Source organism: Cytobacillus stercorigallinarum (genome assembly GCF_014836495.1).
Taxonomy (GTDB): domain Bacteria; phylum Bacillota; class Bacilli; order Bacillales; family Cytobacillaceae; genus Cytobacillus; species Cytobacillus stercorigallinarum.
In genome coordinates, this window is the sequence record NZ_JACSQT010000003.1 from 1 (window position 1) to 26,203 (window position 26,203).

A 26,203-nucleotide genomic window follows, 5' to 3' on the forward strand; every position below is an offset into this window, starting at 1 on the left:
CCAGCGTTCGTCCTGAGCCAGGATCAAACTCTCCAATAAAGTGTTTGATTAGCTCGTTTGCACCTATGGTGCTTTGTCGCTGATAAATCAGCTTTTTTTAGAATTACGCTTGACGTTTTATGTTCGTTCAGTTTTCAAAGAACAATCTCATTCGCTTCATAAGCGACTTTCTTAATATATCACCCAGTGCGTTTGATGTCAATAACTTTTTTAAAAAATCTTATGTAAGTTACTGCGTCATTAACGACTGCTTTAATATAGTAGCACTTATTATTATTATTCGTCAATAACTTTTTAAAAAAAATTAAATCATTGCAATTAATCCCTTTATATAATAAAAAGGCGTCAGCACTTTCATGTTATGCTAACACCTTTTACATTATAATATTTGCGATAAGAATGCTTTCGTCCTTTCATGTTGTGGGTTATCAAATAATTCTTCTGGAGTACCCTCTTCAACAATTTCACCGTAATCGAATAGAACAATACGGTCAGCTACTTGGCGAGCAAACCCCATTTCATGTGTAACAACTACCATTGTCATTCCAGATTCAGCTAACGTCTTCATTACATCCAATACTTCTTTTACCATTTCAGGATCTAACGCTGAGGTCGGTTCATCAAATAACATGATTTTCGGTTGCATTGCCAACGCTCTTGCAATTGCTACCCTTTGTTGTTGCCCACCTGAAAGTTGACCTGGGTATTTTTCAGCTTGTTCAGGAATACCCACTCTTTCAAGCAATTCCTTCGCGATTTGTTCAGCTTTATTCTTCTTCCACCTCCGAACCCAAATCGGTGCTAAAGAAATGTTCTTTAGAATTGTCATATGTGGAAAGAGATTAAAAGATTGAAAAACCATTCCTGTTTCTTTTCTTATTTCTTCTATATTCCTTAAATCATCAGTCAACTCAATACCATCTATTTTTATTTGTCCTTGTTGAAACTCTTCTAAAGCATTAAGGGTGCGAATAAAAGTAGACTTCCCTGAACCAGATGGTCCAAGTACAACAACAACCTCACCTTGTTTCACATTAATATTTACATTTTTTAAAACATGCAGTTGTCCAAACCATTTATTTAATTCCTTCACTTCTATTATATTTTCTCTTCTTTCAATAGGTATATCTAATTTCTCAACTCCAAATATACTTTCCATGTCTATATATCCTCCTAACGCTCTCCGGCACCTAATGTATTTTCTAATCTTCTACTTACATATGACATAAGCGAACAGAATATAAAGTAAATAAACGCGATAAAAAGAAATACTTCCATGTTCTTACCTAAAAAAGCGGGATTTGCAATCACCTTTTGTCCCATTCCTAATAATTCAGTTAATCCTACAATCGCTACTAGAGAAGTATCTTTGAAAATTGAGATAAACTGACCGACACAAGCCGGAATAACAGCTTTGATAGCCTGAGGAAGAACAATAAAACCCATAGTATATGTGGAATTTAAACCTAAAGCATGTGCTGCCTCGAACTGTCCTCTCGGGATCGATTGCAATCCGCCTCTAATATTTTCAGCTAAATACGCCGCACTAAATAATGTGAAACCAACCATCACCCTTAGGACATTACTCACTTCAATACTATTGCCTAGAAACAACGGCAACATTAACTGAAATACAAACAGAATGGTAATTAGAGGAATTCCTCTTATCAATTCAATATAAATGATACAAAACCATTTCACTACAGGGAGTTTACTTCTTCTTCCTAGAGCTAATAAAACGCCCAATGGGAAAGAACAAACAATTGCCACGCTTGCAATAAGTAGCGTTAACAAGAAACCTCCCCAAATATTAGAATTTACTTTTGGCAAAATACCGAAACCATTAAATAGAGAAATAACAAGCGGAATAAATAGAATCCATAGTAATAAGACTGGTATTTTTAGTTTTGTTACTTTTCTTCCTATGATATAAAAGAGGAAAATGCAAATAATATTTCCAACTAGAATGAGCCTCGTATTTGTTTGAATAAATGGTAGGATAAGCGAAAAGACCATTAGCCCAGCAATAACCAACGTCACATGTCTCATCACTCCTCGCCATAGCCCCCACGAACTTCCTAAAAGAGCAGAAATGAGAAATACAGCTGCCCAAACTCTCCAAGTCTCCTCTAATGGAAATTGACCAACCATGAGTAAACGAAAGTTCGATTCTATAACAGTCCAATCAGCTAAAAAAATAAATTTGCCTGTATGGAAGACAACATATGAAATAATGGTAGCTGATACGATGGTTAATATAATGTTTGCCCAACCACTGAATAAGTTCGTCTTTAACCAACCACCTACACCGACTGTGTTTTTAGGCGGCCCCACAACCGATGAATCAGAAGTTGCATTTATTTGAGGTTCATTGTTCATGCTTACACCTACCTTTCAACGAGTTGTGCTTTTTTATTAAAGTAGTTCATCAATAAAGAAGTAATTAAACTAAAGGTTAAATAAACAGCAATCATTATCGCAATAGCCTCTATCGGTCGTCCAGCTTGATTCATTACTGTGTTTCCAATACTCACAATCTCTTGATAACCAACAGCAACCGCCAAACTTGAATTCTTAGTTAAGTTCAAATATTGACTTGTTAAAGGCGGAATGATAATTCTAATGGCTTGGGGGAAAATCACTAATCTTAGAGCTGTAGAATTCTTTAACCCTAATGCCTTTGCGGCTTCAGATTGCCCCTTATTGACTCCATTGACACCAGCGCGTATGATCTCTGCAATAAACGTCGATGTATAAATGACTAACCCGAGTAATATTGCGGAAAATCCAGGTGATAGGACAAAACCACCATCAAACCCATTTCCTGCAACAGTCGGAGTATGGAAGGATACCGGTGCGTTTCCAGTAACTACGTAAGAGACAATAGCAACCACCACAATAACACCTAGCGCCCATAATGATGGGAAATTCTTCTTCCCTGACTCTATTTGTTTCTTTAACATCAAACGATATACAAAGAATGCAATAACGAAAGATACGAGAAATAAAATGCCCCAGAGTAAAATCCCTTGATTTTTTTCGTACCAAGGAATAGCTGTCCCTCGATTTGAGAAAAGCATCGGTCCCATTTGAAGGGCTTCTTGAATTTTTGGCATTGGTAAGAAAACGGCATAAAACCAAATGAATATTTGTACAAGCAATGGCGTATTTCGAAAAATTTCGATGTATGCTCCAGCAAGTTTACTTAATAACCAGTTTTTCGACATTCTTGACAAACCGACAATCAATCCAAGAATAGTCGTCAAAATGATACCAAAAAATGCAACCCTCAAAGTATTAAGCATGCCTATGACTAAAGCTTTTCCATATGTATCTGTCGGTTGATAATCAATCATCGCCTCAGAAATTGAAAACCCCGCTGTATTGGCAAGGAAATCGAAACCTAACTGTATACCTATTTGTTTAAGCCCACTTAATGCATTATTAATTAAAAGATAGCCTAACGCTAAAATGATTATGGCAAATACAACTTGTAGAATTATCGGGATAATCTTCCTATTTCGCCAAAATGGTGGAGAAATCGTCTTCTTCTGATTCAACAGTTTACTCACATCTTACACTCCCTTCTAAAGGTAACTATTTGACTAAGGGTTAAAAAAAGACCTGCTATAGAGAAGTCTCATCAAGCAGGTCTATCTTTACTTAACGGAATGGAGGAGAATAAAGAATTCCGCCATCAGTGTGTAATGCGTTTAATCCTCTATCTAATTTGAATATGGTTTCAGCCCCAAGATTCTTCTCAAAAATCTCACCATAGTTCCCTACTTGCTTAATAATCTGGTAGGCAAAGTCTTTTGGTAGACCTAACTGTTCTCCAAGATTCCCTTCAGTTCCTAACAATCTTCTAATTTCAGGATTTTCCGATTCTAAAAATTCATCCACATTTTTAGAAGTGATACCATATTCTTCAGCTTGAATCGTAGCAAAAACCATCCAATTAACCGCATCGAACCATTTATCATCTCCACCTTTTACTGATGGTCCTAGGGGCTCTTTCGATAAGTTCTCTTCTAAAATCTTGTGGTCATCAGGATTTTCCATAACCGCCTGCCTTGCAACTAATCCTGATTTATCTGTAGTCCAAGCATCAATACTTCCTGATTCATACGCTGCTACTACTGCATCTTGACCATCAAACACAACCGCATCATGCTCAATACCAAGCGCTCTCATCTGATCTGCTAAGTTCAGTTCTGTTGTGGTTCCTGTATCTACACCAATACGCATACCTTTTAAATCCTCAAGAGACTCTACTCCACTGTCAGCTCTTACCATAATACCTTGGCCATCATAAAATGTTGTTGGAGCAAAATTCAAGCCAACTTCCGAATCACGGTTTGTTGTCCAAGTTGTATTTCTAATTAACACATCAACTTCGCCTGTTTGCACAGCTGTAAATCTCTCTTGAGCAGATAAAGGTCTAAATTCAACGGCTTCGGCATCCCCTATCGCACCTGCTGCAAGTACTCTAGCGAAATCAACATCAAACCCAACATTCTTACCACTCTCATCAATGTATCCAAACCCTGGCAATTCATCATTCACTCCAGCTACTAACTTCTTATTATCAATCACCTTACTAAGAATAGAACTTCCAGATGATCCGTTACTTGAATCCCCGCTTTCCTTTCCGCCTGTGTCTTCATTTGAGCAACCTGTTAGCGTAAGCAACACTACTAAAACGCAACTCATAAACACAAAAGAAATCTTCTTCATTATTGCCCCCCTTTATTCTGTTGTTTAACAGAATTTTTAGATATTTAACAATAGTAATAGATTCACTATGTAAGATTGTCTACCACCATATGTTATATATTAACTTTATTGTTTTTTATAGTCAACATCATATTTTTAATTTTCTTAAAAATTAAACTATTCATAATTAATAAATATATTATTGTACTTTACTAAAAAGTAATCTCTTCCTATACTAATGGGGTCTAATGAGGTGCACTTTCAAATGAACAGTATTTCTTAATCATGTATGATTGTTTAACTAACGCTCATGCTAAATACCTATTCTACTAATCAGATTAATATTCTTTTTTTGCAAAACGGGCAACACCTTACCATCCCTTTTCTTCATTAATTGTTCCGAGCTCGTTTCAGGAAAGTAGTTTTCAATATAACATTTTACCTTCTTTTGACGTATTAATTAATGAAAGCGATATATCTTTAGATTACAAATGCCAAACGATTATACTATTGATGAGGTGAATAAATTTGGGTAGAGATAGAAAGTTCTCCATTACAGAATTATACGAACATACACAAGTATTATTACTAGAAGTTGGATATGAAGCATTTACGTTTAGTTTATTGGCAGAAAGGCTAAATGTAGCAAGAGGGACAATTTATAAGTATTTTGATAATAAGGATGAACTTATTACGGCTTTTATGATTTATGAAATGAATCAATTTATGAAAAAATTAGAACAAATCGAGGAGAAAGGGGATTTTGAGCAGCAATTTGCGTACTTAATGGAAATTATCTTTGAACGAACTGAAATTCAGGAATTAATCAATATTACTATGCAAGTGAATGCAACAAACGAAAAAGCGGTCGCAAATCAAACTTATTTCAAAGACATGAGAATCAATATGTATACATGCTTACAAAACTTTATCCGATTAGGAAAGCAAGAAGGAAAGTTAAACCCCTCCTTGCCAGATACAATGATATTAGGCTTTATTTTTCAATCAGTAGCCATTCCAAATCATTTTCAGTTACCCCGTGAGAAATGGATTCAATCCATAATTGAAATGGTAAGTAACGGGATACGCACTTAATAATTGACACATGTGTCACTTTGGAGCAGAATATGATAGAACAATTGAATTTTTATGATATTTACCTCAACCTAATTTGAAAGGAAGTCCTATCAAATGAAAAACTTGCTCCATACTATTACCGATCGAGTAGCAACGAAAAAAGGGGCGTGGATTACCATCGTCTGTTGGCTAGTCATCGCACTAGGCTTAGCATTTTTTGCTCCTAATGCGAAAGATTATCAAGTGGGGAGAATTGCTACGCTCCCAGAAGATAGCCAATCGATTATCGCCCAAAACAAATTAGAAAAATATTTTCCAAGCGCTGACGGTATTCCTGCTATCCTTGTCTTTCAGGATAAAAATGATGAGCAACTCGCAACCTCTGTATTAGCAGAACAGCTAAATAGTTTTAAAAATAATGACATTAAAGGAATAACTGAAACCATTCCACTAGAACAATTACCACCTGAAGCACTTAAAGGGTTTTTCTCTGATGATCAATCTATAGCAGTCATTCCACTACAATTTGCATCAAGTATGGAGAGCGGAGATATTCAAACTTCCATTCACCAAATGCAAGATATCGTCAAGGATCAAACAGACCTAAACTTTTGGGTAACTGGGCCTGCTGGCATTAGTGCTGACTCTCTTGACCTATTTTCAAGAGCTGATGTTGTCCTTATTTTATCAACTGTCGCTTTAATATTAGTCTTACTGATTGTTATTTATCGGTCGCCACTGCTTGCTATCATCCCTCTATTAGCAGCTGGTTTTGTTTATGAAGTCGTTATGAAGTCATTAGGTATTTTCGGAAGTCTAGGATTAGATCTTAGTCAACAAACGATTTCGATTATGTTGATCTTGTTATTTGCAGCAGTAGTTGACTATTCGCTTTTCGTATTTTCCCGTTTTAGAGAAGCATTAAAAAACCAAGAAAACTCTTTTGAAGCGATGAAAGTGGCAATGAGAAGCGTTGGCACACCTGTTTTCTTCTCTGGAGGGACAGTTCTCGCCGCTATGCTTGTTCTGTTTTTTGCCGAGTTTGGTGATTATCGAAACTTTGCACCAACTTTCGCAACAGCAATGGCGATTATCATGATCTCATCAATAACGCTCATTCCTGCTTTATTTGCGCTATTTGGGAGAAAAGCATTTTGGCCAAAAGTACCGCAAGTGGGAGAGCATTCAGTGAAAGGAAGTTCTTTCTGGAGCAAGGTAGGGCAATTCGTTATCAAAAAACCGATTGTATCAGTTATATCTGTCGGGGTTATCTTAGTCGTTTCAGCATTAAATATTTCAAACTTAGACTATGAATTTGATACGATTAAATCTTTCCCTGAAGATATGCCATCTCGGGTCGGTTATGAGGTATTAGAAGAAAACTTCTCTAGCGGAGACCTTGCACCAACAACTGTTTTAGTTGAATCATCACAGACATTAACTGAAGAACAAGTTGCTTCTCTTGTCGAACAACTTTCAACAAGATCAGAAGTAAATGAAGTTAGACCTTCGGGAACAACTGAAAGCGGTCAAGTTCTTCAACTGCGCATGACTTTCAATGATAGTCCTTATGCAATTGAAAGTATTAATGAACTAGAAAAAATAGTAAATGAGGAAAAAGCGTTATTAGACAACAGTAATATCGATGGCGACATATATTTTGCAGGTGAAACAGCATCATCATTAGATGATCGTAAAGTGAATAATAATGATATCCTTTTGATTGTTACACTTGAAACGGTCCTCATCTTCTTGCTCCTTATTGTTTTGACCAAATCGATCAAAATGCCAATCTATATGATGGGTACCATTCTCGTATCATTCTTGGCAGCATTAGGATTGGGAACATTTTTAACAGAGATATTCTTCGGTATCGATGCTGTAAGTAACCGCGTTCCTTTATATGCCTTCGTATTTCTTGTCGCACTTGGAATCGATTATAATATTATGCTCGTTTCCCGCTTTCAAGAAGAAAGAAAGCACCATAGTGTCAAAGAAGCTGTTCAATTAGCTGTTTCTCATACAGGTGGCGTCATTTCTTCTGCCGGCTTGATTTTAGCCGCAACATTCGCTGTTTTAATGACACAACCTATTGAACTACTATTTGTATTCGGCTTTATTGTAGCTGTCGGCATTCTGTTAGATACATTCCTTATAAGAGGTGTACTTTTACCAGGATTAATTGTTTTATTAGAGAAAGATAAACAACCGGAAAAAGAAAAGTCAGTCCATAACAAATAGAATGGGTAATAAATGTTTTTCACTGCCACAAATAAAATTTTGTGGCAGTTTTTTTATGACCTGCTTAGACTTGGAGGCAAGTTTATCTAGCATCCAATTGTTGCATTCTCCTTTTTACTTATTGTTACATCCTCTTTGTTATATCTAATAACAGATTTTTCGTTCTGTTCATATAGTACGTCCTTTTCTTCCCATCTTTAAGGTCTATCGCAAATAAAAGGCTTAACATTAATGTTGTATCTAATCTATATATATTTTGGATGAGGGAGTCAGTTTGTTCAAGGAGACTCTCACCGTACCCCTTCATAAATTCCTTTTCATCCAATTCCTTTGACTCGAAGATTCGCGTCAATTCCATAATAGGATCACCTATAAAGGCATTGTCCCAATCAATAAACGCCCTTAAACGTCCATTCTCTGTAAAGATATTCGGTGGTCTAACATCTAAATGCATTAGTACATTTGGATTTGTGGATGTATTTAGTATTTTTTCGATCTCAGCTTTATTAGGAACAGTAAATTCAGCAGATAACAATGTATTCACTTGATGTAGGCGATCCACTATTCTTGTAGAAATTATGTTAGGTAAGGATTGATTATGTTGATCTATTATAGATAGACCCTCAACAGGGAGTTGGTGTAATTCATTTATTTTTTCACCAATTTGATCACTTCTGTAGTTATCATGTTGACCAGATATGTACTCAGATAATAGAAAATTGATATTCTCTCCTATATATAATTGATACACTTTTGCAACTGGGAAACCATGAGCATAGCAATGTTTAGAGAGTTGATATTCTTTTTTTAAAGAAATTTCACCACTCTCTCCTTCTATTTGCCAAGGGGTTCTTACTGCAAACTTTCCTTTTAATCGGTCTTGAATTAGATAAACAGCATTCACTACGCCTCTTCCTATAAAGGATATATCCTCCAATTGCCAAGACCCTTCAGTTTCTAATGCTATTCGAATTTCTTGCTTTAATTGCTTATCCAACTTACTATCAAAAACCACATTAGATTCCCCTAACTATTCTAATGTTTCTATACATATTTCGATTGCCCTTGTTAAATCATGTTGACTCCAACTAGGCAGTTTACTATTGGTCAAAGCTAATCGATGAGACGCGGGAATATGAATAAACCCTGCTGGAATATTGATGTTTTGCTTTTTTAAATAATACAGTACTTGATACATCACATGGTTACATAAATAAGCTCCTGCAGTATTAGAGATTTTTGCTGGGAAACCATGATGATGAAGCCTTTCGACCATTTGCCTAATAGGTAGTGTAGAGAAATAACCATCGTCGCCATCCATATGAATGGGCTCATCCATTGGTTGAACTCCATTATTATCAACGGGGCCATCATTTACATTAATCGCTATCCGCTCGGGTGTTATTTTATCTCTACCAGCTGCTAGTCCCAGTAGTATCACGGCATCTGGGTTCATTTCTTCTAGTTTGGTTATCATTGCCTGCTTTACATGTTTAAAAGAGACGGGGAGCAAGGCCGTTTGAACATGATAATCCCCGATTACTTTGCCATCCAATGCTTCTACAACTTCCATGGTTGGATTAATTGGAAAATCTAAAAAAGGTTCAAAACCGGTTAATAATAATTTTTGCACTTTCTCACCTTCTATTATGTAGAATATTCAATCATTTGTTCAAAAAGAGAAACGCTTCTGTATTAAAACAAGAAGCGATTTCGTTTTTAAGAATCTTTCCCTAACATTAATTGATCATTGTTTTCCTTTTGATCTGTAAGGAGCTTGTCGGAATCAACATATACACGAGTGCTTTCTAGCGCAATGATGACACCTTCTTGCTCTAGAATATCAAGGATTTGAAAGTTAATATTCTCTTTAATTTTAAGGAATTCTCCCCAATTGGTTGTGTTCGTAAAGAAATATAAAAATAAGTCATATGAATTATCTTTGATTTCATCGAAAGTAACAAAGATGGTTTCTGGATGGATGTCATCATTATTTACTAAAGTTGTATGAATCCTATCGACAATACGTTGCAGTTTATGTCTTGGTGTCTCATGTGAGATTGATAAATTAAACGTAATTTGTCTTTTTCCCATTCGGCTCCAATTCGTTATAGGTTCATTCGCAATTGTCCCATTTGGTAACGTAACAATCGCTTGTGCGAATGTCCGGACTTTTGTACTTCTAAAGGAAATATCCTCTACCGTCCCTTCCACGCTCGGCGTCATAATCCAATCACCGATTGTAAATGGTTTCTCGGTAATGATGACAAAACCTCCGAATAAATTACCGATAGCATCCTTCGCCGCAAAAGCAATAGCAGCACCACCGATACCAAGCCCTGCTACAAGACCACTGATATCATATTCAAACACTTGTAAGACAATACTTGCAGTAATTACAATAATAACTACTCTTAACATTCTTGATAAAAATGGAATGAGTATATCATCGACTTCAAGTGTATATTTATCACGCATCTTAATGAAAACTGCAGATGATGCAGAAGCAATATTATAGAAGCCCCAGCCGATCATTATCATGAATGATGATCTGATTAAGCGAACAAACAGCGTATTATGTTGTTCTAAATATGGGAAAAAGCCCATTGCGATATATAGACCCACAATGATGAAAATCCATTTCACCGGTTTTTCAAATGAGAGAAAGATATGAGATAAAAGCTGAGAGTTCGCCTTATTACTCACCTTCATTAATAATTGAAAAACATATTTTGCAAAAATATCGCGGAAAAATAAAAAAAGTATCAAGATTCCTATTGATATCCCTAGCTGAATCCAGGTGTTATCAGAATCAAGGAATGAAAAAGCGCCTTCCATTTATCTGCCCCTCCTTATAATCTAGTGTTTATCATAACATAACACCGCTTGTTACCATTAGTAAAAAATATTCCTTTATGTAAATAACCGTCCCACAAGTTAATAAACCTGATGAACGAAAATAATGCGAATGCCTCTTTCTCTCTGCCTTCTTATTCTTTCTCATTTTTAACTATTCTACCTTGGAGATTTATGTTAAGTAATGTTGTCGAAAAATATTATGCACATTATTATTGATTTTATAATACTGTATGATATACACTATAGTTATTAACGAGGTGATAACAATTGAAAGAACTATTACATTCCCTTACCACGGAGCTTAAACGCGGAACTCTTACATTAGCGGTTTTAAGTCAGTTAGACCAACCACAATACGGATACTCTTTAGTACAAAACTTAGAACAATCAGGCATAGAAATAGAGCAAAGTACTTTATACCCTTTACTTAGACGGTTGGAAAAACAAGAACTTGTCACTAGTAGCTGGGACACAACCGAAAGCAGACCGAGAAAATATTATCAGCTTAGTGACTATGGGAAAACAATATTCGCAGCATTAAAGGAGGAGTGGACAAAAATGTCTACTGAAATGAATTTATTATTAGAGGGGGAAAAGAAGAATGGAATGGATTGAGGTCTATATACATGAAGTAACAAAGCGCCTTCCTGAAAAACAACGGAATGACATTGCTTTAGAGCTAAAGTCGTCCATTTTAGATGCACTACCAGAGAATTATACGCTCGACGATGAAAAAGCTGTATTGGCGGACTTAGGAGATCCTGCAGAAATCGCGAAGAATTACCGCGACGCCCCCTCCTACTTAATCGGTCCTGATTATTATGATTTATTCATGACTACTGTGAAGATGATTTTACAGCTTGCCATAGGCTTTGCTATTGCTTATATCGTTTTTGAAGGAGTAGTCACATACCTAGACAGCAACCAGGATTGGACTTATATTTTCACTGTCTTTGGTAAAGGAATTTGGACGGTTCTATCCACAGCTATCCAAGTTGTATTCTGGGTCGCTTTTGTCTTCATCATTATGGAAAGAACTGGCGTCGCGCCTTATGAAATTGCTGGTACAGGAGCAAAATGGACACCAGATGATTTAAAAAATATTACTGTTATTCCTAAGAAAAAAGGAATCACGAAGGTCGATATTTTTGCCGCCTTCCTCTGGACTGCCATTTGGGGTAGTATTTATTTCTTCGCACTTGATATAGTCGGTATCTATACACAAAATAATCAAGAAACAGGGTTAACCCTACTGACACCGATCTTCAACCAAGAATTTCTTCTCTCATTCTGGCCACTTGTTTTAATTGTTCTTTTATGCGAGCTCACATTGACGGTATACAAATGGGTGAAGAGGCAGTGGACAAAATCTTTAGCAACCATTAATACGGTATATCAACTCTTGTATACTATCGTGTTCCTGTTAATTATCCTGCAACCAAACCTTTTTCATAGCGATTTAATCAATGAACTTAGCCAAATTTTCAACACAACAGCAGCAAATATAAGTTCCATTCTTGACACAATTATCGGGGTCTCTATTGCTGTTACAATCATTTCAGCTGTTTATGCTTCATATGATGGATTTAAGAAAAGCAAAATAAAAAATGATACTTTACTGTAACTAAAAAGAAGCGCGAACGAAAGTCCGCGCTTCTTTTAGTTATTGTTCTTTTTGTCTTTTCTTCGGCTTAATATATAAACCCAATTCTTTCTTTTCTTGCATTAATGAACGATAAATTGAAATCATCATTAATATCATTATAAATGAGAAAGGAAAAGCGGATATAATCAATGCGTTTTGTAAACCTTGTAATCCTCCACTATATAGGAGTATTAAGGCTACTAATGATTGGGCAACTCCCCAAGTCAGCTTGACTGAATTAAGAGGATTCAAAGATCCATAAGTTGTTTGCATACCTAGTACAAATGTGGCGGAATCTGCTGAAGTAATGAAGAAAATCGCTACTAATACGATGGCAATAATCGAAATTACCATTGACCATGGAAACTCGCCAAAGACGGCAAATAATACTTGTTCCGTTGGAAATTGACTTAAATCCACCGCTCCACTTCTTTGAACGTCAATGGCTGATGTGCCAAATACCGCAAACCAGAACATGCTAACCAATGCTGGAGCTAATAATACACCTGAGATAAACTCCCTTATTGTTCTGCCTTTTGAAACACGCGCGATAAAAATCCCGACAAATGGAGACCATGAAATCCACCATGCCCAATAAAAAATGGTCCAGTCATTTATCCATGATCGATGTTCCTCATTCAGTGGAGAGATACTAAAACTCATTCGCATTATATTTTGTATATAACCACCTATCGTATCAGTGAACATATTTATAATAAGTACTGTTGGTCCTAACACAAATACAAGTAGTACCAATATAACTGCTAATACCATATTTACATTACTTAAATATTGAATGCCTTTACTCAAGCCTGACCAAGCGGAAAGCATAAATAATACTGTTACAATCGCAACGATGATTACTTGTACTAGAAAACTGTCAGGGATCCCGAATAAATACGTTAATCCTCCATTAATTTGTGCTGCACCAAACCCTAAGGTTGTTGCTACACCGACAACTGTTGCAAATACAGCCAATACATCAATCAGTGTACCCCAAAAACCGTCCATCGCTTTTCCAAAAAGAGGCTTTAATGTTGCAGAGATTAAACCAGGTTCGTCTTTTCTAAATTGAAAATACGCTAATACTAAAGCGACAATTCCATATATAGCCCACGCATGTATGCCCCAATGGAAAAAAGTATATCGTAAAGATTCTCTAAACGCTTCGTCTGTTTCTCCGTTAGCCAGTGGAGGTGTCACATAATGAGATACGGGTTCTGCCGCTCCCCAGAACACAAGCCCAATGCCCATACCAGCACTAAACAACATCGCAAACCAAGAGATAGTAGAGAATTCCGGTTTAGAATCTTGTTTTCCTAACTTAATCGAGCCTATGGGACTGAAAATAAGAAACAGACAAAAAGCCACTATGATTGTAACCAAAATAAGATAATACCATCCAAAACCATTTGTTAAAAAACCTTGTAAATTAGCCGTTACCCTCTCGAACACATTAGGAATAGCTACACCTACAGCCACAAAAATAAATACAATTACTACAGTAATCCAAAAAACATTCGATACTCTCTTCATAGATTATTCCTTTCCCAAAAATCTTTTCTACACTTTAATCTGCTTCTAAAATCCTTTGTTATAGTTTAAGACAAATTTTATTTATTATTCTTTGTCTGACAGAATACACAACCGTTCGATAAACCCTTTACACTTTTTACCCAAATAAATATAACTTAAACTCGATTCTTTAAGCGTTAGCCTTGTATCTTTGCACCAGTCCACTTATAAAATAAAAAAAATGCCTCTATCCATTATCAGCATAGAAGGCATTTTTCGATTTAATATTGATCCATACAACTTGTATCAATAATCCACGGTTCCCCAGTATTCATATCAATCATCTTAATATGACCAGTCGTAAGTGGATAGGTCGGTAAATAAGTTAATGTGTATTGATGCTTTTCTATATTCTTTCCCCAGCTTAATTCCATAAAAAGTTTTTCCTTAATCAATTGTGTTGCATCTTTGAATGAAAGGGTTGAAGCAAATGATACATGTGAGAAATCTTGGATTACCTCACTATCTACGTCTACGTATTTCACCAAACCCTTATCGTCTATTTGAATATGAACAAAAGCATCAGCAACTTGGACGCCTCTTTCTTGTCGAATAAACGTATAATCATATATGCCGTTTGTCGGTTTTTGATTGATTACATCATCGTCTAATTGTTGCAGTTTAAAATAATCATGAGGGTTATGATAAATGGCTTGCAACACTGATGTAGCAGTTAAAAGCGCCACTTTCGATTGAACATGTCGAGAAGCAACCGTTTCAGAATCATCTAAGCCCATTAATTTAAGCAGTCTTCCTTCCGAATTGAATACAAATTTTATAGCATGTGGGATATCTAGTTCATCATCTAATAAATCTTCCTCACTCACCCGTAAGGACTCTTTAGATAATTGACTCCATACCTCTAGTCTACCACTCTTCTTTTTTACTTCAGCTACAAGCATATGGTCTTCCGTCATTCCTGCCAAAGTATAAATATCGATATCATCGGCTAAATGGGGTAATGATGTCACTAGCGTTTTGCTTACACCAAATGAATCCGAGGTAAGTACCTCCCCATTTGTGTGTACACCATAAATAAAATCCTCCAACTGATAAACATAGTGATAGCCATCGTCCCCATCGACAAATACGTCTTTATCATATTTCGCTATGACAGGAACCATGTGTAAATGGTTTAAATAAATTTGCTTCGCCTCTTCATTCGTAATCAGTTTTTTTGGATAGACTAGTTCAAAATCCATGCTTTCTCTTTCGACTGCACTTAATACACCATTACTCAGCATTGTAAAACTAATGCCGGAATGAGGAAGTTCCTTATTCAATCGTTCATCTTTGCGATTATATAAAATCATATGATATTCACCTAAGTCAATATATGCTGACAAATATAACCCATGTCTGAAAGTCGAATCATAGAACTTTTCTATAAACTGCTCTGCTTGCATGATCATAGCAAACTTACTCATTTCCCCTGGGATTTCATCCAGTTCATCTGTATAAATGAAAAATTCTGCCACGCCTAATTCATCCATACGAACCGAGCCAATTGACTCTCCCCAATCTTCCAGCAGGATATCATACACATTTTCTTCAAATTCCATCTGCTCCATAACTAAATCATCTGGATTGATTCCTTTAAAATAGATTTTAAGTTGTTCCATTATTAAGTGATTCAAAGCAGCTGTTCTCCTTTAGATATGATTTAATTAGTATACAGGAAATGAAAAGTTAACATTCAATCGTTTCTATTTTAAGGTTCTCTTTAATTCTTCCCATAATTATGACATCTTTAAATTCACCCTGGCTGAAATGAGCCTTATGCAAATAACCTTCTTGTCTAAAATGAAACAGTTCATATAAAGCAATTGCCCTTATATTATCTGCACATACATCTAACTCTAATCTGATGAGCCCTAATTCTTCATCGGCTAGCTTTACTATTCGCTCAAGAAGCGTCTTACCAATCCCTTTTCCTTGTACTTCTTCATTAATTGAGATGGACACATTACCACTATACCTCAACTTTCCACTTCTCTCTTCTAAAGAGGCTATTCCCATAACATGACCGTTCCATTCTGCAACAAATACATGGTCTTGATGCGTAAGTCCTTCAATATAATCTTCAATATTTTTTAATCGCCCTGATGATAAGGCCATAGTCTGCTGAATAATAGAATCTTGCCTATGCATTTCATGAATATCTCTTGCATCATTTATATGTATCGGTCTAATCTTTATTTCTTCTCCCATATAAAAACTCCTTTTCTTGTAAAACTGTTCTGAATGAAAACTTATAAAACTTTATCTATTTACGAATGAACAATATAAAAAGTTCCTTACTGACATAATCACTACGATACAAAATATATATGAAAGGAGGCATCGAGATATTTAATCAGCATCTAAAGGAGGGTCATTTGCATATGCTTGCTTTGTTCAGTCTATTTCTAATTGTCGGTTACAGTTTCTTTTTCTTTATTAGTGCCGTTAGAAAAAACAAAGATATAGCTACCCAATATTCTAAATGTATTCCCATGGTGGTTGGTATGACAAGTAGTTTAACAATCGGTTTAATTATATCTGTATGGTTACCAGAAATGGCGAAAGCAACTGTATTATCTATTCTCATTAGCGCTGTCATTGCCGTTTTTATAGGACTGCCGTTTAAAACAAACGGACTCGTTGAAGCTCAAGCGTCAAGTCTCATGGGAAGTATGATGGGGGCAATGCTAGGCATCATGTTAGTACCAAGTGAAGTTACATTTATGATCATTAGCATGGATTTGATTTATTTAATTAGTATTTTTGCCATGATGCTTCTCATGCACAAAAAACATTCATTAAAGGAAGCATTGAAAACTCGACCTCTTCCCTTCTATCTAACATTCTTATTAAGCATCGCCATTATCTGTGCATCGGGCATTCATCAAGAAGTGAGGAACCCAATTCATCCGATAGAAGAAAACACCCCACAGGTAGAACACCATCACTAATTTTTTGAATAATTTTAATTACATTATTGACTTTTCATGTAATAGATAATATTATGAATATAATTTAATAAAGCATTTTCTCTTATAAAGAGCGGCTGAGGGACTGGCCCTGCGACGCCCGGCAACCATTCATATACCCATATGAACAGGTGCTAAATCCTGCAAAATACTTTTTGGTATTTTGATATATGAGAGAGGTTACTACTATTCTAGTATATTTATGCCTCTCATGATGAGAGGCATTTTTGTTTTTTATTATCACATCAAAGAGAAACGAGGAGAGGAAATGACTGCAACAATCGTTAAAGGGGCGCCTGGATATTATTTATTAGATTCAGGTATCTTAACAGAACTCCCCAACCTACTTAAAGAAATCTCTGTTTCCAAATACCATATAATAACCGGTAAAAAAGCTTGGCAAGCCGTACAGCCATACTTGCCTAAGGAAGTAATCGATCACAACATTCGCCTTCATTACATAGATGGTCACACTACTTTAAAAAAGGTCCATGCCATCCAAGAAGTATTAACAAATGATGGTGCTAATGGCGTAATTGGGATTGGTGGTGGAACAGCATTGGATATAACAAAAGCAGTTGCGATTGAAGCATCAGTTCAATCCATTCTTATACCGACAATCGCTGCAACCTGTGCCGCATGGACACCATTAAGTGTTTTTTATAATGAAGAAGGAAGCTTTACTCATTATACCGAGTTTCCTATTGCGACAACCCTCGTATTGGTTGAACCTGAAATCATTGCTAAAGCGCCTCTTGCTTATTTAAAAGCAGGAATCGGGGATACATTAGCCAAGTTTTATGAAGCTGAAGCCCTAATTGAAAGTTTTTATCCTGAAGAAACACTACCTGTGCCTAAACAAATTTCTCAATTTTCAGCCAAAATTTGTCGAGAGACATTGCTTAATGATGGGGAAGCCGCACTACAAGCAGTAGCCCAAAACGAAACCTCACCAGCACTTATTCGAGTGATTGAAACGATTATCATGACTGGGGGTATGGTCGGTGGATTCGGCGAAAAGGCAGGGAGAATTGCTGGTGCCCATTCACTTCACAACGGACTAACCGTTGCGGATACGGTCCATGACTTTCTCCATGGGGAATTAGTCGCTTACGGGATACTTGGTCAATTGGCCATCGAAGAAAAATGGACAGAAATTGATTACCTTCTTCCGTTTTATGAGAGCTGGCAATTGCCAAGTAGCCTCTCTGCTCTAAATATAGATGTGAATGATGAGCGATTCATTAAGACAATTGTGAAAAAGGCTATACGCCCAACTGAATCTATTCACTTGATGAAATACGAGATAAATGAACAATCTGTTTTACAAGCACTTCAATTATTAGAAGTACAAAATAAACAAAAGGGAGTTCGATCATCATGAAAAAATGGTTATTAACAGGTACATTCTTATTATCTTTAACAGGCTTAGCTGCATGTGGTAGTGATGAAGCCAGCAACTCTACAGAAGGATTATATGACGATGAAGAATTAGTCATTGGTGTCACTGCAGGTCCACATGAGCAAATTTTAGAAAAAGTAATTGAATTAGCTAAAGAAGAAGATATCAATATTAAACCACAAGTTTTTACTGATTATGTGATGCCAAATGTCGCATTAGCTGAAAAAGAGATTGACTTAAACATTTTTCAAACAGAGCCTTATTTTAATGCATTTAAAGAAGATAGAAATTTAGATTTAGTTAAATCTTTTGATACTGTTTCATTCCCAATGGGCATCTATGCACTCGATGTAAAAGATGTCGCTGAATTAAAAGACGGCGCAAAAATCGGTCTACCGAGTGACCCAACAAATAGTGGCCGGGCTCTATTACTTTTTGAAAAAGCTGGATTAATCGAATTAGATCCTGAAACAGGTATCAATTCAACTGTACGTGATATCGAAAAAAACAATGGCAACTATGAATTTATTGAACTTGACTCTGCCCAAATCGCTCGACAACTAGAAGAGTTAGACGCTGCTGCAATTAACACAAACTTTGCGATTGAAGCTGGTTTTGTCCCTTCTAAAGACGCTATCTTTATCGAGCCTAAAGATTCACCTTACGTAAACCACGCTGCTGTCCGTACGGAGAATAAAGATGATGAAATTCTTGAAAAATTAGCTGAAATCTACCGCAGTGAAGAAATTGAAAAGTTTGTTGAAGAGGAATTTGACGGTTCAGTTATCGTCTCTTGGTAAACTGATCAAAAATGAGCGTTACGGAGGGAGTATCAAATCATGATAGAGCTTAAGAATATAACCAAAACCTTTACAGGAAAACAAGGAAACATCCATGCATTAAAGGATGTTTCACTATCAGTGGATCAAGGAGAAATCTTCGGGGTTATCGGATACAGCGGCGCTGGTAAAAGTACATTAATTCGCTGTGTGAACTTACTTGAAAAACCTGATAGTGGTTCTGTAAAAGTCAATGGGGTGGATTTAACCACGCTGACATCAGGAAAACTCCGTGAAGCAAGAAGTCATATCGGCATGATTTTTCAAGGGTTTAACTTATTAAAAACCGCAACAGTTTATGATAATATTGCGATTCCTCTTAAACTAACAGGATTAGATAAGAAAGAAGTAAAGAGTCGAGTGAATAAATATTTAGAGATTGTCGGTTTAAGTGAAAAACAAAATGCTTATCCAGCTGAGTTATCTGGTGGCCAAAAGCAACGGGTTGCTATTGCCCGTGCATTATCGCATGAACCAGAAGTATTACTCAGCGATGAAGCAACAAGCGCCTTAGATCCAGATACAACAGAGGCAATTCTTGATTTGCTCTTAAAAATCAATAAAGAATTAGGAATTACGATTCTCCTTATTACACATGAGATGAATGTTATCCAAAGGATTTGCGATTGTGTGGCCGTTATGGAAAATGGGGAAATTATCGAAGAGGGGCGAACGAAGGATATCTTTACGTCTCCTCAACACAGTACAACCAAAAGATTCGTCAATAGCTTATTTTCACATGATATCCCCGATGATCTATTAGAGGAATTAAGTGAAAGTGGCCAAGTGGCAACATTATCTTTCTTTGGTGAATCATCAGGTGATCCTGCACTTGCATTAGTAACGAAAAAATATGATATTTTCCCTAATATCTTATCTGGTAATATTACAAGATTAAAAGATGAAGCATTCGGACAGTTGCTTGTCCATTTTAAAGGCGATACAGCAGAGATTCACAAAGCCATTCAATTTTTACAAGAGAAACAAGTCCATGTGGAAGGAGTGACACTCAATGAACGCCATCAACGAATTTCTTGATGCATGGGGTGCTGATTTATGGGAGTCAACGATACAAACTTTCCAAATGGTTGGTATCTCTCTCGCGATTTCCATTTTGATCGGGTTACCACTAGGTATTCTTCTTGTTTTAACTAGACCAGGTAAAGCTTTAGATAATAAATTTGTATATAATGTGCTCAACGTAGTGATTAACGTCATTCGTTCCGTACCTTTTATTATCTTATTATTTTTCATTCTACCGTTTACCAAGTTTATTGTTGGTACATCGATTGGTGTTAAAGGCGTGATTGTCCCACTTGTCATTTATACCGCCCCATATATTGCGCGCTTAATGGAATCGGCATTACTTGAGGTTGACCGTGGTGTTGTCGAAGCGTATGAAGCAATGGGAATTAAAACAAGACATATTATATGGAATGTACTTGTTAGAGAGTCGCGCTCCTCAATCGTTCTTGGACTAACGATTGCTACAATTGGATTAATTGGTGCTACAGCAATGGCGGGACTCGTTGGCGGTGGAGGGCTTGGTGACTTAGCCTACCGTTATGGCCATTTGAGATATGAAGTTGATGTGATGTATGTCACCGTCATTTTACTGATTATATTAGTACAGGGCTTGCAGTCGTTGGGGAATTTTTGGGCTGCTAAGTTGAAGAAGGATTAAAGAAAAAGAGCCGAAAGCAAATGTTCGGCTCTTTTCTTATTTCTGCTTGCAAGCTCTTAAGAAAACTGGCGAAGAAATTGTTCTACTTAACTTTAGCCCTCTTCTCTTCTTCTCTTTAATTTTTCCCCAATTGCTAAAAATGATGGGACTAAAATTGGTAGCATAAGCAAGCTCAGCATGATTAGACCAATTAGCACAACGAGCGCCACTTCGATCAGTGTAATGACGCCTGAAGGGATTAATGCAGCAAAGGTCCCTCCTAAAATAATGGCAGCCGATATCACTACTCCACCTATATTTTTCGCTGCCGTTAAGATCGCATTTACCGGATTACCATCGACTTCATTAAAACGCATCATTAGAAAGATACTATAATCGACTCCAAGAGCGATAATCATAATAAATCCAAAAAATGGTACATTCCATGCGAGCTCACTTGCGCCGAGAATAGATTGACTCATCCATTCACTAATACCTAATGAAGTATAGTAGGCTAATAGGAGTGCCGCAATAATATATAATGGCTGCATCACAGATCGTGTGATAACCATTAGAACGATGCCAATGCCAATTAGCATAATGGTTGCTGTTCGAGCGAAATCTTCTGTAGCAATATTTTGTAAGTCTAGATTTTGCTGTGTTTGCCCACCGATTGCATATTCAGCATCTTGTAAAACGGTTGCATTCATACTTGCCGGCACTTGACGATTGACTTCTTCCATTACCTTCATCGCTTCATTTGTATAAGGGTTCTCTTCTAAAACAATCGTCAACGTCGTCATTTTTTGATTATCTGATACATACATATCAAGTGCTTGCTGAAATTCCTCTCCATTTAATACTTCCTCAGGAATAAAGAATTTTTCTGAAGCTTTCGAGTCACTTAAGCCACTAAGATACTTATTTGCATCCTGTAAACCCTCACCTACTTGATTTAATCCATCTGTACTTTCTGCTAATCCCTTTTCTAATTCCACCATTTTCTCACTTAAATCATCTAAACCTGTTTGGAGCATGATTTGCCCCTCATTAATTTGGGCTAATCCAGACGCTAATTCACCCGTTTTTGTCGCCATTTCATTTGATGCCCTTGCACCATTTGCTAAACCTGTTTGCAACTCATTCGCACCTGACTCTAATGCATCTAAACCGCTTCGAAGTTCTCCTAAGCCAGTATGAACTTGCTCAAGTCCTGCATTCACTTCAGCAAACCGAGCCATCGCCGTTTCATATTGTGGATAAGCAGATTCTAATTGCGTACTTAACCCATCAACTTGTAGCTTCGCCTCTCTGGCTGTTCCTAATGCCAGTTGTATTTGCTCATCTGTAGCAGCTTCTGGATTTTCCTCAATATAGTTTGTTAATGATTGCTCAATTTGCGTAAATGCTAAAGTCATACTTGTTACAGCAGTATTCATCTGCGTAAATACATTGCCTGTATTGGAAAGCCCTTTTTGCAGTTCCGTATAACCATTCAATAATGTGCCAGTTGCACCAGAAAGCTGTTCCACACTTGCCTTCACATCTGCAATCCCTTGATTTAACTCACTTGCCCCACTACTACCTGATTGAATTCCAGTTGTTAATTCATTCAGTGCCTCTACTAAAGTGGACGCTCCGTTTTTAGCATTTGTTGTTCCATCAATGAGTGTTTGCACATCTTCTAATTGATTACTATTTTGATTGGCTGATAATTCTCCTTCAGCAGAAGATAAACCATCATGTATCGTTCCTACCCCTTTGTTAGCATCCCCAATCCCTTGATTTAATTGATCTGTTTGATCATTTAAATAGAGTTCTGGTATTTTTTCTCCAGCTGGTCTTGTGACAGATTGTACCTTGGATACGCCATCGACAGCTAATATTTTCTCTGTCAATTCATCAATCGCTTGCAATGATTCTTGTTGATTGAGTGATTGCTCATTTTTTATAACTAATGTTGCCGGTGCTGAGAACCCAGAAGGAAAATGGTCTTCTATCCGATTGATTCCCTGTTTTGATTCAAAAGAATCATCTACTTCAAGAAGGTCGTTATAGCTTAATTCTCCTGAGTATTTGAATACAAATGGTAGAGAGATAAGAAGAACAATAAGTAATGAGAGAAAAGGACGCTTTATTGAATGTCCTGAGAGAAATCCCCAAAATTTACTGTCCGCATGACCGTCAAATTTCTTAGATGGCCAAAACATCTTTTTCCCTAACACGTACATGAAAAATGGATTAAATGTATACAACACTGCTACAAGGACTGCTACACCGATAGCTACCGCCGAACTAGCTTGATACAAGCTAAATTGAGCAAACATTAATACAATAAAACCAATAAACACGGCTAAACCACTATATAGAACAGTAATTCCTGCCGTACGATAGGTAACTTTAAGTGCCTCTAAAATGGTTTCCTGCTTACTCAGCTCTTCTTTAAATCTCGTAAATAGTAAGATATTATAGTCAGTACCTATTCCAAATAAAATCACTACTAAAAATACTTGCGTGAAATTTGAAAATGGGTAATTAAATGAATCTACTAAGTTTGCAATAATAGACATGGAGACAATATAGGATACACCCACAGATAATAATGAGATAAACGGTATAATCGGCGAACGGAAAACAAGAATTAATACGAGTAGGATGAATACGACGGCAATTGCCTCGGTTTTCTTAATCCCATCTTGCGTCGCCTGTACAAAGTCTTCCATGACAAGTTCGTTGCCAGTAATAGAAACTTCGAGTGTATCTGTTATGAACTCACTTCTAAGAGAATTAGCGACTTCCTGTAATTCACCCTGCTCCCGGTCAATAGAAATCTGCGCTAGTATGGTCGAACCATCTTCAGCTGTCAGAACCGATGCTGCTTCTTCACCATCCAAATGCGTTGTCATCTCTTCGATACCAAGTGATGATTGTCTGGCTTTTACATCTGAAAGCAGTTTATCTAATTCCTTTTTCTCCTGATTAGACATTTCCTTGCCATCTTTTGATCCTATAACTGCGATAAAATCATACGTATCTGCATTCTCATCCATTTCCTCTAACAATTGTGACGCTTCTCTACTTAAGGCATTATCTGGTATTGTTATTTGCCCCTTTTCTCTAACGAGGTCATCCATATTCGGCATCCATAGGAAACTTAATACTGAGATAACAACCCACCCGAAAAATAATAGGGTTCTTACATTTTTTAACTTTGACACGATCTGACTCCTTTCTTTTTTATGTGACGGACGGAATGAATATTCATTCCTATTTATATTCATCTTGAAATAAACTTTCAAGCTAATGTTTAACTAGTTGGCTTTAATCGCATTCCAACAACAATCCTCTAAGTTATCCATTAAAGGAGAACTACCATCGATAGTTCCTGCCCGCACCATTTTTAATATTTGAACAATGGCACCATAAACAACACCTATCAAAGCCTCAGTTTGGAGAACGATAATTTCTCCTCTTTCTTGACCAACTCTAACAACATTGGAGATATATTCTATAAACGAATCAAATAGTTCCTGGCTTTCTTTTGTTAAAAATATTTCATTACAATGAGAATCAATGAAGTGTAGCGCATGTGTATCTTCCATCGCAAAGTGGTGAATACTCTCAAAGATATGATGAAATTGTTCACGGATACTTGATTCGGTCGGATAATCCTTTAATAATTGTTCAAATAACGCATTTAGTTTTTCTTGGAAGAGCACATTAACTAAGCTCTCTTTATGATCAAAATAACGATAAATCGTTCCCGCACCAACCTTTGCAGCATCAGCAATCATCGGTACCGTCGTCCCGTTATACCCCCTCTCTGCAAACAAAACAATCGCGGCATCTAAAATGTCTTGCCGCTTAGACTTTTTTGTCTCAGTCATACACTCTCTCCTTACTTCAATCAACATATGATTAGGAATGAATATTCATTCCGATATAGAGTAGAATAATATATTTTTTTCTATTTGACAAATATAACATGCGTTGTGCAAAGGTTTATGATTTCACTTCTTATACGTTAGCTTTTTAGTTACACTTATTTGCGTCTTTACTAATTTCTTTTTGTAGGTGCATTTCGCGTTTGCTCACACATCTTGATGGTATTTTCAAATGCAAACAAAAGAAGGGGCTAAATTATGTGCCACGCAAATGCTTGAATCAATGCAAACGAGAAGCAGTCCGGAATATGAGCCATGTAATAATCGAAAGCATGGCAAATATGTATGTTGGCTGGAATATGTGCATCGGAAAAGCTGGAATCGATGCACATATGAGAAGTGACTGATATATGTGCTTCGGAATAGCCGAATGCGTTGCAAATATGAGAAGGCGCTGAAGTATGTGCATCGAAAAAAACGAAAGCACTGCAAATATGTATATTGCCTGGAATATGTGCATCGGAAAAGCTGGAATCGTTGCAAATAAGAGAAGGCGCTGATATATGTGCTTCGGAATAACCGAATGCGTTGCAAACAAGAGAAGGCGATGGATTTTGTGCATCGGAAAAAACGAAAGCACTGCAAATATGTTTGTTGGCTGGAATATGTGCATCGGAAAAGCTGGAAGCGATGCACATATGAGAAGTGGCTGATATATGTGCTTCGGAATAGCCGAATGCGTTGCAAATAAGGGAAGGGGCTGAAGTATGTGCATCGGAATTACCAAAAGCGTTGCAAACAAGAGAAGGCGATGGGATATGTGCCTCGGAAAAAACGAAAGCACTGCAAATATGTGTGTTGGCTGGAATATGTGCATCGGAAAAGCTGGAATCGTTGCAAATAAGAGAAGGGGCTGAAGTATGTGCATCGGAATTACCGAATGCATTGCAAATACGAGAAGGCGATGGATTTTGTGCCTTGTAAAAAACGAAAGCATTGCTAATATGTGTGTTGGCTGGGGTATGAGCCTCGGAAAAGCTGGAATCATTGCAAATAAAAGAAGGCGCTGACATATGTGCCCCGTAAAAAACGAAAGCACTGCAAATATGTATGTTGGCTGGGATATGTGCATCGGAAAGGCTGGAATCGTTGCAAATAAGAGAAGGGGCTGAAGTATGTGCATCGGAATTACCCGAATGCGTTGCAAACAAGAAAAGGCGATGGATTTTGTGCATCGAAAAAAACGAAAGCATTGCAAATATGAGAAGGCGCTGACATATGTGCCTCAGAATAACCGAATGCGTTGCAAACAAAAGTGTTGACTGGAGGT

General features: G+C 36.8%; 22 protein-coding genes and 1 riboswitch. Of the genes, 9 read left to right on the forward strand and 13 right to left on the reverse strand.

Translation table 11 applies throughout. From position 1 onward, the window contains the following. Positions 1 to 379 precede the first annotated feature (379 nt). The 4 genes from H9655_RS07895 to H9655_RS07910 form a co-directional block, all read right to left on the reverse strand. Positions 380 to 1,159: an amino acid ABC transporter ATP-binding protein gene (locus H9655_RS07895; protein WP_191812711.1), complete on the reverse strand. Its 780-nt coding sequence runs from the start codon at positions 1,157 to 1,159 to the stop codon at positions 380 to 382. A gap of 14 nt (positions 1,160 to 1,173) precedes the next feature. Further along, the gene (locus H9655_RS07900) at positions 1,174 to 2,379 is read right to left on the reverse strand and encodes an amino acid ABC transporter permease (protein ID WP_191812713.1); all 1,206 of its coding nucleotides are present in this window, start codon (positions 2,377 to 2,379) and stop codon (positions 1,174 to 1,176) included. Between the two features lie 8 nt (positions 2,380 to 2,387). Continuing rightward, complete coding sequence (locus H9655_RS07905) at positions 2,388 to 3,572, reverse strand: amino acid ABC transporter permease (RefSeq protein ID WP_318245461.1); 1,185 nt, start codon at positions 3,570 to 3,572, stop codon at positions 2,388 to 2,390. Positions 3,573 to 3,663: 91 nt separating this feature from the next. After that, a complete protein-coding gene (locus H9655_RS07910) occupies positions 3,664 to 4,737 on the reverse strand; it encodes an amino acid ABC transporter substrate-binding protein (RefSeq protein ID WP_191812715.1) in 1,074 nt (357 codons plus the stop codon). Between the two features lie 507 nt (positions 4,738 to 5,244). On the opposite strand from H9655_RS07910, the gene H9655_RS07915 reads away from it, so the two are divergent. Together H9655_RS07915 and H9655_RS07920 are read left to right on the forward strand one after the other, a co-directional pair. Continuing rightward, on the forward strand, positions 5,245 to 5,811 hold the full coding sequence (locus H9655_RS07915; RefSeq protein ID WP_191812717.1) for a TetR/AcrR family transcriptional regulator: 567 nt from the start codon (positions 5,245 to 5,247) through the stop codon (positions 5,809 to 5,811). A 96-nt stretch (positions 5,812 to 5,907) separates the two neighbouring features. Next, on the forward strand, positions 5,908 to 8,034 hold the full coding sequence (locus tag H9655_RS07920) for an MMPL family transporter (protein WP_191812719.1): 2,127 nt from the start codon (positions 5,908 to 5,910) through the stop codon (positions 8,032 to 8,034). A 124-nt stretch (positions 8,035 to 8,158) separates the two neighbouring features. Here H9655_RS07920 and H9655_RS07925 read toward each other — a convergent pair whose 3' ends face one another. From H9655_RS07925 to H9655_RS07935, 3 genes are all read right to left on the reverse strand, one after another. After that, positions 8,159 to 9,049: an aminoglycoside phosphotransferase family protein gene (locus H9655_RS07925; RefSeq protein ID WP_191812720.1), complete on the reverse strand. Its 891-nt coding sequence runs from the start codon at positions 9,047 to 9,049 to the stop codon at positions 8,159 to 8,161. Between the two features lie 15 nt (positions 9,050 to 9,064). After that, complete coding sequence (locus tag H9655_RS07930; RefSeq protein WP_191812722.1) at positions 9,065 to 9,667, reverse strand: pyroglutamyl-peptidase I; 603 nt, start codon at positions 9,665 to 9,667, stop codon at positions 9,065 to 9,067. Positions 9,668 to 9,753: 86 nt separating this feature from the next. Further along, a complete protein-coding gene (locus H9655_RS07935) occupies positions 9,754 to 10,872 on the reverse strand; it encodes a mechanosensitive ion channel family protein (protein ID WP_191812724.1) in 1,119 nt (372 codons plus the stop codon). Between the two features lie 288 nt (positions 10,873 to 11,160). On the opposite strand from H9655_RS07935, the gene H9655_RS07940 reads away from it, so the two are divergent. Both H9655_RS07940 and H9655_RS07945 read left to right on the forward strand, forming a co-directional pair. Then, a complete protein-coding gene (locus H9655_RS07940; protein ID WP_191812726.1) occupies positions 11,161 to 11,508 on the forward strand; it encodes a PadR family transcriptional regulator in 348 nt (115 codons plus the stop codon). Then, complete coding sequence (locus H9655_RS07945) at positions 11,495 to 12,517, forward strand: HAAS signaling domain-containing protein (protein WP_191812728.1); 1,023 nt, start codon at positions 11,495 to 11,497, stop codon at positions 12,515 to 12,517. The genes H9655_RS07940 and H9655_RS07945 overlap by 14 nt, the downstream gene beginning before the upstream one ends. Before the next feature lie 39 nt (positions 12,518 to 12,556). Here H9655_RS07945 and H9655_RS07950 read toward each other — a convergent pair whose 3' ends face one another. The 3 genes from H9655_RS07950 to H9655_RS07960 form a co-directional block, all read right to left on the reverse strand. Beyond that, on the reverse strand, positions 12,557 to 14,074 hold the full coding sequence (locus H9655_RS07950; RefSeq protein ID WP_191812730.1) for a glycine betaine uptake BCCT transporter: 1,518 nt from the start codon (positions 14,072 to 14,074) through the stop codon (positions 12,557 to 12,559). Between the two features lie 260 nt (positions 14,075 to 14,334). Further along, on the reverse strand, positions 14,335 to 15,750 hold the full coding sequence (locus H9655_RS07955; protein WP_191812732.1) for a hypothetical protein: 1,416 nt from the start codon (positions 15,748 to 15,750) through the stop codon (positions 14,335 to 14,337). 52 nt (positions 15,751 to 15,802) lie between these two features. After that, a complete protein-coding gene (locus tag H9655_RS07960) occupies positions 15,803 to 16,324 on the reverse strand; it encodes a GNAT family N-acetyltransferase (RefSeq protein WP_191812734.1) in 522 nt (173 codons plus the stop codon). Positions 16,325 to 16,497: 173 nt separating this feature from the next. Between H9655_RS07960 and H9655_RS07965 the strand changes: the two genes are divergently transcribed. The 5 genes from H9655_RS07965 to H9655_RS07985 all read left to right on the forward strand — a co-directional run bounded on the left by H9655_RS07965 (position 16,498) and on the right by H9655_RS07985 (position 21,010). Beyond that, the gene (locus H9655_RS07965) at positions 16,498 to 17,067 is read left to right on the forward strand and encodes a hypothetical protein (protein WP_191812736.1); all 570 of its coding nucleotides are present in this window, start codon (positions 16,498 to 16,500) and stop codon (positions 17,065 to 17,067) included. Between the two features lie 79 nt (positions 17,068 to 17,146). Then, a riboswitch (SAM riboswitch) is annotated at positions 17,147 to 17,262 on the forward strand. Between the two features lie 91 nt (positions 17,263 to 17,353). After that, the gene (locus H9655_RS07970; RefSeq protein ID WP_191812737.1) at positions 17,354 to 18,469 is read left to right on the forward strand and encodes an iron-containing alcohol dehydrogenase family protein; all 1,116 of its coding nucleotides are present in this window, start codon (positions 17,354 to 17,356) and stop codon (positions 18,467 to 18,469) included. Further along, positions 18,466 to 19,287: a MetQ/NlpA family ABC transporter substrate-binding protein gene (locus H9655_RS07975; protein WP_191812739.1), complete on the forward strand. Its 822-nt coding sequence runs from the start codon at positions 18,466 to 18,468 to the stop codon at positions 19,285 to 19,287. Before H9655_RS07970 ends, H9655_RS07975 begins: the two co-directional genes overlap by 4 nt. A gap of 39 nt (positions 19,288 to 19,326) precedes the next feature. Next, positions 19,327 to 20,364, forward strand: coding sequence for a methionine ABC transporter ATP-binding protein (locus tag H9655_RS07980; RefSeq protein ID WP_191812741.1), 1,038 nt, complete (start codon positions 19,327 to 19,329; stop codon positions 20,362 to 20,364). Then, positions 20,339 to 21,010 (forward strand): methionine ABC transporter permease, encoded by a 672-nt coding sequence (locus H9655_RS07985; protein WP_095371958.1) that lies wholly within the window; start codon positions 20,339 to 20,341, stop codon positions 21,008 to 21,010. Before H9655_RS07980 ends, H9655_RS07985 begins: the two co-directional genes overlap by 26 nt. A 92-nt stretch (positions 21,011 to 21,102) precedes the next feature. On the opposite strand, the gene H9655_RS07990 is transcribed toward H9655_RS07985, so the two are convergent. The 3 genes from H9655_RS07990 to H9655_RS08000 all read right to left on the reverse strand — a co-directional run bounded on the left by H9655_RS07990 (position 21,103) and on the right by H9655_RS08000 (position 26,108). Next, positions 21,103 to 24,207, reverse strand: coding sequence for an MMPL family transporter (locus H9655_RS07990; RefSeq protein ID WP_191812743.1), 3,105 nt, complete (start codon positions 24,205 to 24,207; stop codon positions 21,103 to 21,105). 93 nt (positions 24,208 to 24,300) lie between these two features. Continuing rightward, positions 24,301 to 24,876 (reverse strand): TetR/AcrR family transcriptional regulator, encoded by a 576-nt coding sequence (locus tag H9655_RS07995; protein ID WP_191812745.1) that lies wholly within the window; start codon positions 24,874 to 24,876, stop codon positions 24,301 to 24,303. 248 nt (positions 24,877 to 25,124) lie between these two features. After that, complete coding sequence (locus tag H9655_RS08000; RefSeq protein ID WP_225230506.1) at positions 25,125 to 26,108, reverse strand: hypothetical protein; 984 nt, start codon at positions 26,106 to 26,108, stop codon at positions 25,125 to 25,127. Positions 26,109 to 26,203: the final 95 nt, after the last annotated feature.